This is a genomic window from Hydrogenophaga sp. SL48, from assembly GCF_021729865.1.
Classification (GTDB): domain Bacteria; phylum Pseudomonadota; class Gammaproteobacteria; order Burkholderiales; family Burkholderiaceae_C; genus Hydrogenophaga.
The window spans coordinates 4,590,231-4,605,466 of sequence record NZ_CP063400.1 but is presented as its reverse complement, the minus strand read 5'-3'; the positions used below and the strand labels follow the sequence as shown (position 1 = coordinate 4,605,466).

18 protein-coding genes are annotated in these 15,236 nt (G+C 67.1%); 14 read left to right on the top strand and 4 right to left on the bottom strand.

Features of this window, described 5'->3' with window-relative positions; genetic code table 11:
* Positions 1-5: 5 nt before the first annotated feature.
* From IM738_RS21795 to IM738_RS21755, 9 genes are all read left to right on the top strand, one after another.
* Positions 6-605, top strand: a complete 600-nt coding sequence (locus tag IM738_RS21795) for a TRAP transporter small permease subunit (RefSeq protein ID WP_236963124.1) — start codon at positions 6-8, stop codon at positions 603-605.
* Complete coding sequence (locus IM738_RS21790; RefSeq protein ID WP_236963123.1) at positions 602-1,918, top strand: TRAP transporter large permease; 1,317 nt, start codon at positions 602-604, stop codon at positions 1,916-1,918. Before IM738_RS21795 ends, IM738_RS21790 begins: the two co-directional genes overlap by 4 nt.
* Before the next feature lie 54 nt (positions 1,919-1,972).
* Positions 1,973-2,779 carry a cyclase family protein gene (locus IM738_RS21785; RefSeq protein ID WP_236963122.1) on the top strand — a complete coding sequence of 269 codons (807 nt, stop codon included), beginning with the start codon at positions 1,973-1,975 and terminating at the stop codon, positions 2,777-2,779.
* A 12-nt stretch (positions 2,780-2,791) separates the two neighbouring features.
* Positions 2,792-4,111 carry a fumarylacetoacetase gene (fahA, locus tag IM738_RS21780; RefSeq protein ID WP_236963121.1) on the top strand — a complete coding sequence of 440 codons (1,320 nt, stop codon included), beginning with the start codon at positions 2,792-2,794 and terminating at the stop codon, positions 4,109-4,111.
* A gap of 52 nt (positions 4,112-4,163) precedes the next feature.
* Complete coding sequence (locus IM738_RS21775) at positions 4,164-4,649, top strand: DUF3237 domain-containing protein (RefSeq protein WP_236963120.1); 486 nt, start codon at positions 4,164-4,166, stop codon at positions 4,647-4,649.
* Positions 4,650-4,854: 205 nt separating this feature from the next.
* Complete coding sequence (locus IM738_RS21770; protein WP_236963119.1) at positions 4,855-6,141, top strand: solute carrier family 23 protein; 1,287 nt, start codon at positions 4,855-4,857, stop codon at positions 6,139-6,141.
* A gap of 176 nt (positions 6,142-6,317) precedes the next feature.
* Positions 6,318-6,896, top strand: a complete 579-nt coding sequence (locus tag IM738_RS21765; RefSeq protein WP_236963118.1) for a DJ-1/PfpI family protein — start codon at positions 6,318-6,320, stop codon at positions 6,894-6,896.
* A gap of 69 nt (positions 6,897-6,965) precedes the next feature.
* Positions 6,966-7,367, top strand: coding sequence for a ribbon-helix-helix domain-containing protein (locus tag IM738_RS21760; RefSeq protein WP_236963117.1), 402 nt, complete (start codon positions 6,966-6,968; stop codon positions 7,365-7,367).
* Positions 7,368-7,461: 94 nt separating this feature from the next.
* Positions 7,462-7,884 carry a hotdog fold thioesterase gene (locus IM738_RS21755; protein ID WP_236963116.1) on the top strand — a complete coding sequence of 141 codons (423 nt, stop codon included), beginning with the start codon at positions 7,462-7,464 and terminating at the stop codon, positions 7,882-7,884.
* Between the two features lie 570 nt (positions 7,885-8,454).
* Here IM738_RS21755 and IM738_RS21750 read toward each other — a convergent pair.
* Entirely contained in the window at positions 8,455-8,946 is a 492-nt protein-coding gene (locus IM738_RS21750; RefSeq protein ID WP_236963115.1) for a hypothetical protein, read from the bottom strand.
* Positions 8,947-9,201: 255 nt separating this feature from the next.
* Between IM738_RS21750 and IM738_RS21745 the strand changes: the two genes are divergently transcribed.
* Complete coding sequence (locus IM738_RS21745) at positions 9,202-9,477, top strand: hypothetical protein (protein WP_236963114.1); 276 nt, start codon at positions 9,202-9,204, stop codon at positions 9,475-9,477.
* 94 nt (positions 9,478-9,571) lie between these two features.
* Here IM738_RS21745 and IM738_RS21740 read toward each other — a convergent pair whose 3' ends face one another.
* On the bottom strand, positions 9,572-9,916 hold the full coding sequence (locus IM738_RS21740; RefSeq protein WP_236963113.1) for a hypothetical protein: 345 nt from the start codon (positions 9,914-9,916) through the stop codon (positions 9,572-9,574).
* Positions 9,913-10,482, bottom strand: coding sequence for a cob(I)yrinic acid a,c-diamide adenosyltransferase (locus IM738_RS21735; protein ID WP_236963112.1), 570 nt, complete (start codon positions 10,480-10,482; stop codon positions 9,913-9,915). The genes IM738_RS21740 and IM738_RS21735 overlap by 4 nt, the downstream gene beginning before the upstream one ends.
* A 228-nt stretch (positions 10,483-10,710) precedes the next feature.
* Between IM738_RS21735 and IM738_RS21730 the strand changes: the two genes are divergently transcribed.
* The 4 genes from IM738_RS21730 to IM738_RS21715 all read left to right on the top strand — a co-directional run bounded on the left by IM738_RS21730 (position 10,711) and on the right by IM738_RS21715 (position 14,151).
* The gene (locus tag IM738_RS21730) at positions 10,711-11,007 is read left to right on the top strand and encodes an EF-hand domain-containing protein (RefSeq protein ID WP_236963111.1); all 297 of its coding nucleotides are present in this window, start codon (positions 10,711-10,713) and stop codon (positions 11,005-11,007) included.
* Between the two features lie 104 nt (positions 11,008-11,111).
* Positions 11,112-12,536: an FAD-binding oxidoreductase gene (locus tag IM738_RS21725; protein WP_236963110.1), complete on the top strand. Its 1,425-nt coding sequence runs from the start codon at positions 11,112-11,114 to the stop codon at positions 12,534-12,536.
* Positions 12,537-12,666: 130 nt separating this feature from the next.
* Positions 12,667-13,245 (top strand): tetratricopeptide repeat protein, encoded by a 579-nt coding sequence (locus tag IM738_RS21720; RefSeq protein ID WP_236963109.1) that lies wholly within the window; start codon positions 12,667-12,669, stop codon positions 13,243-13,245.
* Positions 13,246-13,311: 66 nt separating this feature from the next.
* The gene (locus tag IM738_RS21715) at positions 13,312-14,151 is read left to right on the top strand and encodes a CsgG/HfaB family protein (RefSeq protein ID WP_236963108.1); all 840 of its coding nucleotides are present in this window, start codon (positions 13,312-13,314) and stop codon (positions 14,149-14,151) included.
* A 153-nt stretch (positions 14,152-14,304) separates the two neighbouring features.
* Here the strand turns inward: IM738_RS21715 and IM738_RS21710 are convergent, their stop codons facing one another.
* Positions 14,305-15,234 (bottom strand): ParB/RepB/Spo0J family partition protein, encoded by a 930-nt coding sequence (locus IM738_RS21710; protein ID WP_236963107.1) that lies wholly within the window; start codon positions 15,232-15,234, stop codon positions 14,305-14,307.
* Positions 15,235-15,236: the final 2 nt, after the last annotated feature.

Below are 15,236 nucleotides of genomic sequence, written 5' to 3'. Positions count from 1 at the left end.
CCCCCATGAGCCTTTCCACGCCGGCCGCCGGCGGGGTGGTGTCCCGCGTGGACGCCGCACCCCAGGACGCCTACAACCTGCCGCTGCCCTTCGGGCTGCACCGCCTCACCCAGGCACTCAACGCCCTGGGCACGCTGCTCATCATCGGACTGATGCTGCTGATCAACAGCGACATCGTCGGGCGCACCGGCTTCGACGCGCCGGTGCGCGGCGTGACCGAGCTGGTGTCGCTGTCCATCGTGGGCATCGTCTTCCTGCAGCTGGCCGACACCCTGCGCTGCGGCCGCTTCACGCGGGCCGACATGCTGCTGGACGGGCTCAAGCGCGACCGGCCGGTGCTGGCCGCGCGGCTGCAGGCGCTCTACCACTTGCTGGGTGCGCTGCTGATGGCGGTGATCCTCTGGGCCGCCTGGCCCTCGCTGATCGAGTCCATCGCCTCGCGCGAGTACGTGGGCGCGCTGGGCGACTTCATGGCGCCGGTCTGGCCGGTGCGGCTGATGATGCTGGTGGGCCTGGGCGTGACCGCGCTGACCTTCGTGCTGCTGGCGGTCATGGACCTGCAACGCGGCCAGCGCCTGGCGACCCGTCGGGAGAAAGCCCAATGAGCGCCACCACCGTCGCCGTGCTCTCGCTGGGCCTGATGCTGCTGCTGATCTGGGGCGGCCTGCACGTGGCCGTGGTGCTGGGCCTGGTCTCCTTCGTCGGCGTCTGGATCATTCGCGACGACATCGGTGTCGCGGCCAACCTGCTGGCGCAGGCGTCCAGCGACGCCATCGCCAGCCACATCTTCGGCGTGGTGCCGCTGTTCGTGCTGACCGGTTTTCTGGTGGCCCGGGCGGACATCGGCAAGGACGCGTTCGAGGTCGCCAACCAGCTGTTCCGCCGCCTGCGCGGCGGCCTGGGCGTGGCCACGGTGGCGTCCAACGCGGTGTTCGCTGCCATCACCGGCATCTCCATCGCCTCGGCCGCGGTGTTCACCCGCGTGGCGGTGCCGCAGATGATGCGCTTCGGTTACCAGCCGCGTTTTGCGGTGGGCGTGGTGGCCGGCTCGTCGGTGCTGGGCATGCTGATCCCGCCCAGCCTGCTGATGATCCTCTACGGCTTCCTGGCCAACCAGTCGGTGGGCGACCTGTTCACTGCAGGCATCGTGCCCGGCCTGTTGCTGGCCTCGGCCTTCGCCATCGGCATCGTGCTCGCGGCGTACTTCAAGCCCTCGATGGTCTACGCGGGTGGCGAGATGCCCGTGCCCGACGGCGAGGACATGAGCCCGCAGACCATGGCGCTCAAGCTGGTGCCCATCGTGCTGATGATCGGTGGCGTGCTGGGCGGTCTCTACGGCGGCCTGTTCACCGCCACCGAGGCCGGCGCGGTGGGCGCGGCGCTGGCGCTGCTGATCGCGGTGCTGCGGCGCAAGCTCACGGCGCGCACCTTCTGGGAGGTGCTGACGGAAACCGGGCACGTCACCGTGGCGGTGAGTTTCCTGATCATCTGCGCCAGCATCTACACCCGCATGCTGGCGATGTCGGGCATGCCGCAGTTCCTGATGGAGATGATCGGCCAGGCGGGCTTCGGGCCGTTTGCCTTCATGCTGGTCTATGTGGCCATCATCATCCTGCTGGGCACGGTGATCGACTCGTCGTCCATCCTGCTGATCGTGCTGCCGCTGATGCTGCCGATCGCCGAGCAGTTCGGCATGAACCTGATCTGGTTCGGCGTGGTCACCGTGGTGGCGGTGGAGATCGGCCTGCTCACGCCGCCGTTCGGCCTCTCGGCCTATGTGGTCAAGAGCTCGCTGAACGACCCGCGCATCAGCCTGGGCGACATCTTCCGCGGCACCGCGCCGTTCACACTGATCATGGTGGCGGTCTTGCTGCTCCTGATGGCGTTCCCGTCCCTCAGCCTGGTGTTGCTGAAATGAGCACCGCACCCGCCACCCGTCACACCCGGACCGATACCCGCCAAGGAGAGCACCATGCCCCGCACCTTCGTTGACCTCTCGATCTTTCTCGAAAACGACGTCATCTCGGACCCGCCGGCGTTCGCCCCGAAGATCCAGTACTTCGACCACAAGAACTCGTTCGAGCAGATGGCGCCGTTCTTCCCGGGCCTCAAGCAGGAAGACCTGCCCGATGGCGATGTGTGGGCCGTGGAGATGATCCAGCTCTCCACCCACAACGGCACCCACCTGGACGCGCCCTACCACTTCCACAGCACCATGGACAAGGCGCTGGGCGAGAAGAAGAAGGCCTGGACCATCGACGAGGTGCCGCTGGAGTGGTGCTTCCAGCCCGGCGTCAAGCTCGACTTCCGCCACATGGCCGATGGTTACGTGGTGACCGCCGCCGACGTCGAGGCCGAGCTGAAACGCATCGGCCACACGCTCTCGCCGCTGGAGATCGTGGTCGTCAACACCCGCGCCGGCAGCCGCTACGGCCACGACGACTTCGTCAGCGCCGGCTGCGGCATGGGCTACGACGCCACCATGTACCTGCTGGAGCGCGGCGTGCGCCTGACCGGCACCGACGCCTGGAGCTGGGACGCGCCCTTCGTCTACACCGCTCAGAAATACGCCGCCACGCAGGACGCCAGCCTGATCTGGGAAGGCCACAAGGCGGGCCGCGACATCGGCTACTGCCACCTGGAAAAGCTGCACAACCTGGAAGCCATCCCGGCGACGGGCTTCTACATCAGCTGCTTCCCGCACAAGATCCGTGGCGCGTCGGCCGGCTGGACCCGCGCCGTCGCGATCTTCGACGACGCATTGATGGCCTCGGCCTGAACGGAGCCCCCCATGGAACTCAACCACACCCACGACGCCAGCGTGAAAAGCTGGCTGGCCTCGGCCAACGAGCCGGGCACCGATTTCCCGATCCAGAACCTGCCCTTCGGCGTGTTCCGCCGCAAGGGCTCGGACGAGGCTTTTCGCGGCGGGGTCGCCATCGGCGACCAGATCGTGGACCTCGCGGCCGTGGCCGCCACCCCGGTGCTCGAAGGCCTGCCGCAGCTCGCCGCGCAGGCCTGCGCGGGCACCACGCTCAACGATTTCCTCGCCATGGGCTCCGTGGCCTGGCGCGCGCTGCGCCACGCGCTGTTCGACGCCCTGCGCCATGGCGCCAAGTCCGACCTGGTGGGCGCGCTGCACGGCTGCATGCTGCCGCAGGCCGAGGCGGAACACGCCGTGCCCACCCGCATCGCCAACTACACCGACTTCTACACCTCGATCCACCACGCCCGCAACGTGGGCCGCGTGATGCGCCCCGACGACCCGCTCACGCCCAACTTCCAGTGGCTGCCCATCGCGTACCACGGCCGCGCGTCCAGCGTGGTGGTCAGCGGCACGCCGTTCCACCGCCCCATGGGCCAGGCCATGCCTCCGGGCGCCACCGCCCCGGTGTACGGCCCCTGCGCCCGGCTCGACTACGAGCTGGAGTTGGGCTTCTACGTCGGCCCGGGCAACGCCATGGGTGAGCCGATCCCGCTGGAGCAGGCGGAAGACCACATCTTCGGCATGTGCCTGCTCAACGACTGGTCGGCGCGCGACCACCAGTTCTGGGAAATGGCGCCGCTCGGCCCCTTCCTCGGCAAGAACTTCTGCACCAGCGTTTCGCCCTGGATCGTGACGATGGAGGCGCTCGCGCCCTACCGCGTGCCCTTCGCCCACCCGGCCGACGAGCCCCAGCCGCTGGCCTACCTCGACACCGCCGCCAACCGCGCGCAGGGCGGCGTGGACGTGCAGCTCGAAGTGCTGCTCGACACCGCCACGCACCGTGCGCGGGGCGTGGCGCCCGACCGGCTCTCGGCCACCAGCTTCCGCCACCAGTACTGGACCCTCGCGCAGATGGTCACGCAGCACACCGTGGGCGGCTGCAACCTGCAGTCTGGCGACCTGCTGGGCACCGGCACCATCTCGGGCCCGACCGCGCCCGAGGCCGGCGCCATCGTCGAGCTCAGCCGGGGCGGCACGGTGGCGATCGACCTGCCCGGCACCGGCGAGCAGCGGCGTTTCCTGGAAGACGGCGACAGCGTGATCCTGCGCGGCTGGTGCGAGAAGCCGGGCGCGGCGCGCATCGGCTTCGGCCGCTGCCAGGGCGAAATCCTTCCTGTGAAATGAACCACCCCCGCCGCGCTTTGCGCGGAAAGCTGTTCCGGCATCATTGACCACCATGACCCTGCCCACGCCCCTGCTCGAACCCGTGTTCGACCTCACGGTCTTCGTCGCCGCGCCCGTCGAGGCGGGCCAGACCTTCGGGCTCAACAGCCAGGGCCGGCGCCGCATCATCCCCATCACCGGGGGCTCGGTGAGCGGCCAGGTAAATGGTGTGGTGCTGCCCGGTGGCGCGGACTTCCAGCTGGTGGTGAGCGAGACCTGCGCCGACCTCGACGCGCGTTACCTGCTGCGCCTGGACGACGCCGACTGGGCGGGCGCCCACGTGTTCGTGCAGAACCGCGCGCTGCGCCGGGGCTCGGCCGAGGACATCGCGAAGCTCGTGCGTGGCGAGCCGGTGGACCCGGCCGCGATCTACTTCCGCTGCGCGCCGACCTTCGAGGTCTCGCACCCCGCGCTGGCCTGGATGACACAAAGCCTGTTCGTCGGCACCGGGGCACGTTTCCCCGACCGGGTGCAGATCCGCGTCTTCCGCGTCGCCTGATACGGGTTCGCCTTCAAGCGCATCACTGCGTTGGTTCGCCTTGCCGTGCCAAAGCACTGTCTGCGGCTCCCGCCTTGTCCTGCGCTTGAAGGCGAACCCGTATGACGCGGCTCCTGCCGCTTGTCTCGCGCCGGATCGGTGCGGCAGCGTTTTCGCGCGCAGAATCTCGGGCGATCCGACCCCCACCCACCACCAAGGAGTTCCCATGGGCCTATTGAGCTGGACTGAAAAACCCTCCTCCACCCTCGCCAGCGGCGGCGTCATCGGCCCCGATGAGCGCCTGCCCTGGCCGCAGACCGCCGTCATGGGCGTGCAGCACCTGATCGCCATGTTCGGCGCCACCGTGCTCGCCCCCATCCTGATGGGCTTCGACCCCAACGTCGCCATCCTCATGAGCGGCATCGGCACGCTGATCTTCTTCGTCATGACAGGCGGCAAGGTGCCCAGCTACCTCGGGTCGAGTTTCGCCTTCATCGGCGTGGTGATCGCGGCCAGCGGCTACGCGGGCCCGGGGCCCAACGCCAACATCGGCGTGGCGCTCGGCGGCATCATCGCCTGCGGCGTGGTCTACACGCTGATCGGCGCGCTGGTGCAGGCCATCGGCACGGGCTGGATCGAACGCCTGATGCCCCCGGTGGTCACCGGCTCGGTGGTCGCCGTGATCGGCCTGAACCTGGCCGGCATCCCGATCAAGAACATGGCGCCCACCGGTTTCGACGCCTGGATGCAGGGCGTGACCTTCGTCTGCGTGGCGCTGGTGGCCGTGTTCAGCAGCGGCATGCTGCAGCGCCTGCTGATCCTCATGGGCCTGATCATCGCCAGCGTCATCTACGCCGTGCTCACCAACGGCTTCGGACTGGGCAAGCCGCTGGACCTGAGCGGCATCGCCAGCGCGGCCTGGTTCGGCATGCCCAACTTCAGCGCACCGGTGTTCAGTGGCAACGCGATGCTGCTGATCGCACCGGTGGCCATCATCCTGGTGGCGGAGAACCTGGGCCACATCAAAGCCGTGACGGCGATGACCGGCAAGAACCTGGACCAGTACATGGGCCGCGCCTTCATGGGCGACGGCGTGGCCACCATCGTGGCCGGCAGCGCGGGCGGCACCGGCGTGACCACCTACGCCGAAAACATCGGCGTCATGGCCGCGACCAAGATCTACTCCACCGCCATCTTCCTGGTGGCCGGCATCATGGCCGTGCTGCTCGGCTTCTCTCCGAAGTTCGGTGCGCTGATCCAGGCCATTCCACTCGCCGTGATGGGCGGCGTGTCCATCGTGGTGTTCGGCCTGATCGCCGTGGCCGGCGCCAAGATCTGGGTCGACAACAAAGTGAATTTCTCGGACAACAAGAACCTGCTCGTGGCGGCCATCACCCTGGTGCTGGGCACGGGCGACTACACACTCAAGTTCGGCGAATTCGCGCTCGGCGGCATCGGTACCGCCACCTTCGGAGCGATCGGGCTCTACGCCCTGCTCAACCGCAAGGGCTGAGCGCAGCGCGCCGTCTCTCGGCCTGTCCGCCCGCTGGGGTGGCAGGCCGTTTTTTTGGGTCCGAGGCCGGCACCGATCAGGGCAAACCCTCAGCCCTGCAGCAACCGGCTGTTACCCCCGCTGCGGCCACCCGCCCAACAATCAAAGCCCGACCCCCGTTTTCCAAGGAGACTCCCATGGGCAAGAAGCTGTTGATGATCTGCGGCGATTACTGCGAAGACTACGAAACCATGGTGCCGTTCCAGGCGCTGCAGGCGGTGGGCCACACGGTGCACGCCGTCGCACCCGACAAGAAGGCCGGCGACTTCATCCACACCGCCATCCACGATTTCGAGGGCGCGCAGACCTACAGCGAAAAGCCCGGCCACCGCTTCACGCTCAACGCCACGTTCGCCGACGTGAAGCCCGAGAGCTACGACGGTCTGGTGATTCCCGGCGGGCGCGGCCCCGAGTACCTGCGCATGCACGCCAGCGTGATGGCGCTGGTCAAACACTTCACCAGCAGCGGCAAACCGGTGGCCGCCGTCTGCCACGGCGCGCAGCTGCTGGCCGCCACGGGCGACATCAAGGGCCGCACCATCTCGGCCTACCCGGCCTGCCAGGTGGAGGTGGAGCTCGCGGGCGCCACCTACGCCGCCATCGCGGTGGACGAGGCCGTGACCGACGGCCCCTTTGTCACCGCGCCCGCCTGGCCCGCGCACCCGGCCTGGATCGCGCAGTTCCTCGCGGTGCTGGGCACGAAGATCACGCACTGACCGCCGCGCACCACACCCGCCTGAAGCCGCCGACAATGCGGCTTCGTCCGCCCACGCAGGAGTGCCGCCATGTGTGAAGTCTTCATCAGCGCCGACCCCGAGAGCTACGCCAGCCGCACCCGCTCGGTGCGGCTGCACGGTGTGGTGACCAGCATCCGGCTGGAGAACCTCTACTGGGACGTGCTCACCGAGATCGGCGAACGCGACGGCATGGCGGTGGTGCAGCTGATCGAGAAGCTCTACGACGAGCTGGTCGCTGCGCGCGGCGAAGTGGGCAACTTCGCCTCCTTCCTGCGCGTGAGCGCGCTGCGCTACATGGCCTTGCAGGCGCATCACCGCATCCCCATGGACAACACGGTGCCGATCCGCTCGCTCGACGCGCGCGCCGTGCTGCATGCCCTGCCCTCGCACTGGGCACTGCCGGCCCCGGTGGCGTCCGGCACGGTGGTGGCGCTGCGGCGCAAGGGTTGACATCGCCGTCCAGCGCGGACCGACACCCGGCGCTGTGCGCGCCGGCGAGGGCCGCTACAGTGTGGCGATCTCCCAGCCACACCCTGTTCAGCCCATGACCCTCTGGAAAAAACCCATCTCCGTCGAAGAACTCACCGCCATCCACGTCGGCACGGCCGTGCAACACCTGGGCATGGAGTTCCTGGCCGTCGGCGACGACTTCATCACCGGGCGCGTGCCGGTCGACACCCGCACGAAGCAGCCCTACGGCCTGCTGCACGGCGGCGTCAGCGTGGTGCTGGCCGAAACCCTGGGCAGCTGCGGCGCCGCCTACAGCTGCCCCGAAGGCCACCGCGCCGTGGGGCTGGACATCAACGCCAACCACCTCAAAGGTGCGACCAGCGGCTGGGTGACGGGCACCGCCCGCCCGGTGCACATCGGCCGCACGACGCAGGTCTGGCAGATCGAGCTGAGGAACGACGCGGGGGAGCTGACCTGTGTGTCGCGGATCACGATGGCGGTGTTGGCGCCGAGGTGAGGCAACCGGGCGGAGGGAATGCGCTTCATGAAGCGACGCCTCCATCGGCTCGTTTCAGCGCTGTGCACCATCAATCGGGATGCGACAGTTGGGCATCATTCTGCGGCCCTCGCTGACGTACTTTGACGTTCCGGCTGCAGTAGCCACCAAGCGAATGCGGCCGAGGCACTTATATATAGCGTCACAGCAGTGTAGATTGGCCAATCTGATTCCAGGCGCATAAGCAATACAACACCAGAGATGGCGAATAGCCCGCAAGTCCCAGCCAGAACATTCAGTGCGTACCGAATGTCTTTTATGACGCACGCGACAAGTACAAACACTGTTGCTAGCCGAACCAGCATCGTGTCATTACCCATCACCCATGCAACAGCAGTGTGTGTAACTGCGTAGAAGCCCAAGATCACTCCCAGCTTTTGATTCCGCGTCATGGCCTACCCCGAACTCGCTGGTCGGGCTCTATAAAGTCGTATGGTTTATATGTCATCGCGATGCCGAACGTTTGACATGAGAGACGGTGTAAGGGCGCAGGCCTTGTAACATCCTTTCGAGCGATGGATAGGCCGCAGACTAGCCATTGGTAGCCTTGCCAATTCCAAGCAACTTGAACCAAAACTGCTGAAGATCGCCAGCTAGGTCTTTGATCTCTGCAGCAAACGTGCTTAGGTCTGCTGCGGACACATCTTCGAAGTGAGAGCGAATGCCGTGCCTCTCTTTCGCCGTTGTCTTGATTCGCGTGATGCTCGATGCGTCGTTCCCGGCTCCCCACACAGAGTGCACGATTTGATTGCGCTGTTCCTCTGCGTCTGCGGCGCGCTTTATAAGTGAACGGAATTCTTCAAGGTTTTCGTCTTCACCGTTCCGCTGGAGGTAGAGGCTGACTGTGAGGGCGCGAAGCGCTTTGAACGACAGCTCCGCAGTGACGATCTGTCCGAGCCTCTGTCCCGAGCCCAGTATTGATTGGGCCAATGTTTGCAGTTGGCTCTCAAGCATCGCGAACGACACGGTAATGTCGCCGATATGTTTTAGGTGTTCGTCAGGAACTGGATGCTGGAGAGACATGATCGACTTCTGAGGCCCAACGTAATGTGGTTCGTCCCCCAATCCTTGATAACCAGATTAGACGACGGGATATCACGACTCCATTGCACATTTCCTCTGTGGGCGCGGGAGCCGACTGCCAATATATCCGACCACCTCTCATGCAGGCTTGATAAAGATTCGCGCCTCCCCAAGCGCTCCTGCCCCGCTCCATTCAAGCCCCTCCCCCATCGGCCGATAAACAAAACTCCCCTTGCCAACTTCGCCTCCGCCGCCATGGACCACCCCCTCCCCGCCCCCGAAGACGACCTCGGTCATTACCTCTCGGCCATGGTCGCCCACGCTGCGTCCGACCTGTTTCTCTCCAGCGGCACGGCCGCCGCCATCAAGGTGCAGGGCGTGGCGCGACGCCTGCAGGAGGCGGCACTGACAGCGGAGCGCATCCAGCGGCTAGCGTATTCGGTGATGCGGGAGTCGCAGATCCGCGATTTCGAGTCGTCGCTGGAGTGCGATCTGACCATCGCCATAGAGGACTGGACCGCTTCCGCCTGAACGCTTTTCGCCAGCGCGGCGATGTGGGTGTGGTGGTGCGCCACATCAACGCGCGCATCCGGTCGCTGGAAAGCCTGAAGCCGCCGCCGGTGTGTCAGCCCGCCCGCTCGCAGCGCCCCTGCGCGCTGGCCAGGCCGCGGAAGTCGCTGGTCCAAGTCTGTGCGGCGGTGTCGATCTGCACGCGCTCGTTGTCCAGCGAGGTGAGGATCACCGTGCCGGCGATGGCGAAGCTGTAGACCGGCACGCCGTCGATCTGCACGGCCTTCACGCGGCGGGCGTCGTGATCGATGGTGACTCGGCGCACCCAGGTGGTTCGCGCGGGCAGGTAGACCGCCTCGCACACCAGCTCCACCTGGCCCGGTGCAGGCTGCGCGGAGGCGGCGCCGGCCAACGCGGCCAGCAGCCCGCACAACAAGCCGGCCGCTTGGCGCGGTGTCACTCGGCAGCGCCCTGTTGCTCCAGGCGCTCGCTCTTCCAGTACACGTCGTCGCCGCCGTTCATGCGGTTGAGCACGCGCGCGAGCACGAACATGAGGTCGCTCAGGCGGTTGAGGTACTGGCGCGGGCCGTCCTTGATGGCTTCTTCATTGCCCAGCGCCACCAGCGCGCGCTCGGCGCGGCGCGCCACGGTGCGGCACACGTGGGCCAGCGACGCCGCGCGGTTGCCCGCCGGCAGGATGAACTCCTGCAGGCGCGGCAGTTGCGCGTTGTGGTGCTCCAGCGCGTCGTCCAGCGCCGCCACGGCCTCGGGCTTGAGCAGCTCGTAACCGGGGATGGACAGCTCGCCGCCGAGGTTGAACAGCTGGTGCTGGATCTCGACCAGCAGCGTGCGCACGTCGGCGGGCAGCTCTTCGCACAGCAGCACGCCGATCTGCGAGTTGAGCTCGTCCACGTCGCCCATGGCGTGCACGCGCAGGCTGTTCTTGGAGACGCGGGTGTTGTCGCCGAGGCCGGTGGTGCCGGCATCGCCGGTGCGGGTGGCGATCTGGGTGAGGCGGTTGCCCATGACGGTCCTTGTCTCGTTGGTGTGAATCGGATTGTGCGGGAACCCTCAAGGCCTTCAACAGAAAAGGCGTTTGGCCGGCGGGGCGCCCCAGAGAGCACGGTTACAGCACGCTGGGAAATGTGTCTGGAGCAAGCAGACGGTGCTGCGGGAAACAAGCAGCAAAAGCACTGGCAACGAACGCCCGATGCCGGTGCAATGCAAGTCTTTTCAACAACTCAGGAGCAGCACATGACCCGTCGCAACACCCGCATCGCCAACTTCGAAGCCCGCAGCCTCATGCTCATCGCCGGACTGACCCTGGGCGCCGCCGGCACGGCGTTTGCGCAGAGCACGGCCGCGCCGGCCACCGCCATGGACAAGGAGATCAGCGCCGCGTTCACCAAGGCCGACAAGAACGCCGACGGCAAGCTCAGCCGCGAAGAAGCCGCCATGCTGCCAGCCGTGGCCGCCAACTTCGAAAAGGTCGACGGCGACAAGGACGGCGCGGTGAACCTGGCCGAATTCAGCAAGGCGATGAAGATGTAAACCCGGGCGCGGGGGCGGGTTTCTGGCAGCGCGCCAGGCATCCCCCAAGGGCTAAACTGCCGGACCGACCGGACCCGACGTCCGGCATCCACAGGAGACCGCCCATGAACGCCCCCACGCCCCTGGCCCACCTCGCGCCCGACATCCGGCAACGCGAGGTGCCCGCCGCGCTGATCGCCTCGCTGCAACAGCGCTTTGGCGCCCAGTGCTCCACCGCCCAGGCGGTGCGCGAGCAACACGGGCGTGACGAGTCGGTCTACGACGTGCCGCCCCCGGCGGCGGTGGTGTTCGCCCAGAGCACCCAGGACGTGGCCGACGCCGTGAAGCTTGCCGCTCAATACAAATACCCGGTCATTCCCTTCGGCGTCGGCTCCTCGCTCGAAGGCCACCTGCTCGCGGTGCAGGGCGGCATCAGCATCGACGTGAGCCGCATGACCGAGGTGCTCTCGATCAACGCCGAAGACCTGACCGTGACGGTGCAGCCCGGCGTGACGCGCATGGGCGTGAACAACGCGGTGAAAAGCGAAGGCCTGTTCTTCCCCATCGACCCGGGGGCGGACGCGTCCATCGGCGGCATGACGGCCACGCGCGCCAGCGGCACCAACGCCGTGCGCTACGGCACCATGCGCGAGAACGTGCTGGCGCTGGAGGTGGTGACCGCCAAAGGCGAGATCATCCGCACCGGCACGCGCGCCAAGAAGAGCAGCGCCGGCTACGACCTGACGCGCCTGATGGTGGGCAGCGAGGGCACGCTGGGCGTGATCACCGAGGTCACCCTCAAGCTCTACCCGCTGCCCGAAGCGATCTCGGCCGCGACCTGCTCCTTCCCCACGATCGAAGCCGCGGTGCGCACCGTGATCCAGGTGATCCAGCTCGGCGTGCCGATCGCGCGCTGCGAGCTGATCGACGCCAACACCGTGCGCATGGTCAACGCACACAGCAAGCTGGGCCTGCGGGAGGAACACATGCTGCTGATGGAGTTCCACGGCTCGCCCGCGAGCGTGAAGGAACAGGCCGAGACGGTGCAGGAGATCGCCAGCGAATTCGGTGGCAACGCCTTCCAGTGGGCGACCACGCCCGAAGAGCGCACCCGCCTGTGGACCGCGCGGCACAACGCCTACTTCGCCGCGATCCAGAGCAAGCCGGGTTGCCGCGCCATCAGCACCGACACCTGTGTGCCGATCAGCAAGCTGGCGGACTGCCTGCTCGACTCGGTGGCCGAGGCGGATGCCAGCGGCATCCCCTACTTCCTGGTCGGCCACGTGGGCGACGGCAACTTCCACTTTGGCTACCTGATAGACCCCAACCTGCCCGAAGAGCGCGAGCACGCCGAGCAGCTGAACCACCAGCTGGTGGCGCGCGCGCTGCGGCTCGAAGGCACCTGCACCGGCGAGCACGGCGTGGGCTTGCACAAGATGGACTTCCTGCTCACCGAGGCCGGCAGCGGCGCGGTGGACATGATGCGCACCATCAAGCGCGCGCTCGACCCGGACAACATCCTGAACCCGGGCAAGATCTTCGCGATCTGAGCGCTCCCCTGTGCGGGGGACAGAACGGGCGCTGCGGCGCCCTGGCGCCCGTGTTGACCCGTCTGGGCAAATGCAGAATCGCGGGATAGACTTTCTTTGTATTTCTACCCGTCCCTCGCGGAGGATCCCCATGAAACGCTTGCTGCTCCCCTTGCTGTTGCTGTCCGGCGCCGCGTTCGCACAAGACACCGTTCGCATCTGCGACAACACCGGCTGCTCCGACCGGCCGCGCAACTCGTCCACGCTGGAGGCCGAGCTGGCGGCCCAGGCCGATCCCGCCGCCGACGCGCGGATCGCGGCGCTCGAAGCCATGGCCGCCAAAGACCCCCGCGCCGCCTACGACCTGGGCCTGCGCTACTTCCGGGGCGACGGTGTGCGCAAGGACAGCTACCAGGCCATCAAGTGGATGCGCGACGCCGGCGAGCGCGGTGACTTCAAGGCGGCCCAGGCGCTGGGCCGCTTCTACCTGGTCGGTCTCGAAGAAATGGGCGCCGACCCGGGCGAAGCCGAACGCTGGCTGATGATGGCCGCCGACAAGGGCGACAAGGAAGCCAAGAAGATGCTGGTGCAGGCCCGCAAGGCCAGGAACGAAGCCCAGGCCGATCACAAGTGGCGCGACGATGTGCGCAAGAACGGCTGGTTTGGCGGCTGGTACAGCGGCTATGCTTACCGCAGTTACTGGCGCGACGGCCGCTGGCACTACTACTGAGCCGGGGCCCAACGCTGCTTCGGCTCGATCCATCCGTTTTTCACCATTGATTCCAGGAAGGCACTCATGAAACCAACATCCACCACCCTCCGCATCACTGCCGCCCTGGCGCTGGGCGTGTCCCTCACCGCCTGCGGCGGCACCGGCGGCGGCCGTGTGACCTCCGGCAGCAGCCCGACCGCCGCCACTGGTGCCGCCGCAGGCGGCACCAGCGTCGGCGCCAACTCGTCGCTGGAGCGCTGCGCCTCCCCGCTGGGCACGCTGGCCGTGGACGACGGCCGGGGCAAGGAGTGGTATGCCAGCTTCGGCGCCGCCACCCAGGTCACCACCATCGAGCCGCTGATCCGTCTGGCGGTGGCGCAGTCCAACTGCTTCGTGATCACTTCGGTCGGCAACAACCGCACCGAGAGCAAGATCTCCGGCATCACCGACAAGCAGCGCAACTCGGGCGAGTTCCGCGCCGGTTCCAACCAGCAGAAGGGCCAGCGCGTCGCGGCCGATTACTACCTGGAGCCAGCCATCATCATCGACAACGAGTCAACCGGTCAGGTCGTCGGTGCACTCGGTGGCCTGCTGGGCAGCCGCAACCGCAACCTGGGCGCACTGGCCGGCGGCCTGGAGAGCAAGGCCTCGGTGGTGACGCTGACCATGTTCGACATCCGCTCGGGCGTGCAGATCGCGATTTCAGAAGGCAACGCCACCGCCACCAACTACGGCGCGGCCCTGAGCGTCTTCGGCCCCAGCGCGGCCGGGTCGCTGGGCGGCTTCTCGCGCTCCCCCGCCGGCAAGGCCACCGTCGCCGCGTTCACCGACGCCTACAACAGCATGGTGATCGCGCTGCGCAACTACAAGGCACAGGACGTCAAGGGAGGTCTGGGCCGTGGTGGTGTGCTGAAAGTGAACTGAAGGAGCCCCCCTGCGCCGCTGCGCGGCTTCCCCTCCGGGGGACAACGCTGGTGGCCCGGCGAAGCCGGTTCCACGGCGTTCTTGAAGCTGGCGCCACACATCGAAAAAGGCCTCCACCTGGAGGCCTTTTTCTTTGGGGCTTGCGTGCGGCTGTCAGCGCTCGCCGCGCAGCTTGTCAATCAACCCGTTGAGTTCGTCGATCGAGCCGAACTGGATCGCGAGTTCGCCCATCTCTTCGACGCGGCCGTGGCGCTTGACGCGTTTCTTCACGCGCACCTCGACCTCGGCGGTCAGCAGGTCGGACAGTTCTTCTTCCACGCGCTTGATGTCGCGCGACTTGTCCTTGGTGGGCTTTTGCTGCACGAGGTTGAACTCGGCGCCCAGCTTCTTCACCAGGCTCTCGGCCTCGCGCACCGACATCTTCTTGGCCGCGATCTGGTTGGCCGCCGTGATCTGCGCCACCTTCTCCAGCGCCAGCAGCGCGCGCGCGTGGCCCATGTCGATGTCGCCGGCCATCAGCATGGTCTGCACCGGCTCGGCGAGTTGCAAGAGGCGCAGCAGGTTGCTGGCGGCACTGCGCGAACGGCCCACGGCCTGCGCGGCCTGCTCGTGCGTCAGGCCGAATTCCTTGACCAGGCGCTGCAGGCCCTGTGCCTCTTCCAGCGGGTTCAGGTCTTCGCGCTGGATGTTCTCGATCAGCGCCATCGCGGCCGCCGCCTCGTTGGGCACGTCGCGCACCAGCACCGGCACGCTGTCCAGCCCGGCCAGTTTCGAGGCGCGGAAGCGCCGTTCGCCCGCGATGATTTCGTACTTGCCGGCGTTCGGCCCGTCGGCCAGCTTGCGCACCAGGATCGGCTGCATGATCCCTTGCGCCTTGATCGACTCGGCCAGCTCGTACAGCGCGCCCTCGTCCATGTGCGTGCGCGGCTGGTAGACGCCCGCGACCAGCTCGGTCAGCGGCAGCGCGCTGGGTGTGGCGTTGCGCGCGTTGTCCTGCGCGTCGGGCGAAGTGGCCTCCGCCACCTTGGGGCCCAGCAGGGCTTCGAGTCCGCGGCCTAGGCCTTTGGGTTTTTTGGTGACCATGG

Excerpts from the sequence above, each read along its gene's own strand:
- IM738_RS21795 (WP_236963124.1), top strand. The coding sequence starts at position 6 with ATGAGCCTTTCCACGCCGGCCGCCGGCGGGGTGGTGTCCCGCGTGGAC.
- IM738_RS21790 (WP_236963123.1), top strand. The coding sequence starts at position 602 with ATGAGCGCCACCACCGTCGCCGTGCTCTCGCTGGGCCTGATGCTGCTG.
- IM738_RS21785 (WP_236963122.1), top strand. The coding sequence starts at position 1,973 with ATGCCCCGCACCTTCGTTGACCTCTCGATCTTTCTCGAAAACGACGTC.
- fahA (WP_236963121.1), top strand. The coding sequence starts at position 2,792 with ATGGAACTCAACCACACCCACGACGCCAGCGTGAAAAGCTGGCTGGCC.
- IM738_RS21775 (WP_236963120.1), top strand. The coding sequence starts at position 4,164 with ATGACCCTGCCCACGCCCCTGCTCGAACCCGTGTTCGACCTCACGGTC.
- IM738_RS21770 (WP_236963119.1), top strand. The coding sequence starts at position 4,855 with ATGGGCCTATTGAGCTGGACTGAAAAACCCTCCTCCACCCTCGCCAGC.
- IM738_RS21765 (WP_236963118.1), top strand. The coding sequence starts at position 6,318 with ATGGGCAAGAAGCTGTTGATGATCTGCGGCGATTACTGCGAAGACTAC.
- IM738_RS21760 (WP_236963117.1), top strand. The coding sequence starts at position 6,966 with ATGTGTGAAGTCTTCATCAGCGCCGACCCCGAGAGCTACGCCAGCCGC.
- IM738_RS21755 (WP_236963116.1), top strand. The coding sequence starts at position 7,462 with ATGACCCTCTGGAAAAAACCCATCTCCGTCGAAGAACTCACCGCCATC.
- IM738_RS21750 (WP_236963115.1), bottom strand. The coding sequence starts at position 8,946 with ATGTCTCTCCAGCATCCAGTTCCTGACGAACACCTAAAACATATCGGC.
- IM738_RS21745 (WP_236963114.1), top strand. The coding sequence starts at position 9,202 with ATGGACCACCCCCTCCCCGCCCCCGAAGACGACCTCGGTCATTACCTC.
- IM738_RS21735 (WP_236963112.1), bottom strand. The coding sequence starts at position 10,482 with ATGGGCAACCGCCTCACCCAGATCGCCACCCGCACCGGCGATGCCGGC.
- IM738_RS21730 (WP_236963111.1), top strand. The coding sequence starts at position 10,711 with ATGACCCGTCGCAACACCCGCATCGCCAACTTCGAAGCCCGCAGCCTC.
- IM738_RS21725 (WP_236963110.1), top strand. The coding sequence starts at position 11,112 with ATGAACGCCCCCACGCCCCTGGCCCACCTCGCGCCCGACATCCGGCAA.
- IM738_RS21720 (WP_236963109.1), top strand. The coding sequence starts at position 12,667 with ATGAAACGCTTGCTGCTCCCCTTGCTGTTGCTGTCCGGCGCCGCGTTC.
- IM738_RS21715 (WP_236963108.1), top strand. The coding sequence starts at position 13,312 with ATGAAACCAACATCCACCACCCTCCGCATCACTGCCGCCCTGGCGCTG.
- IM738_RS21710 (WP_236963107.1), bottom strand. The coding sequence starts at position 15,234 with ATGGTCACCAAAAAACCCAAAGGCCTAGGCCGCGGACTCGAAGCCCTG.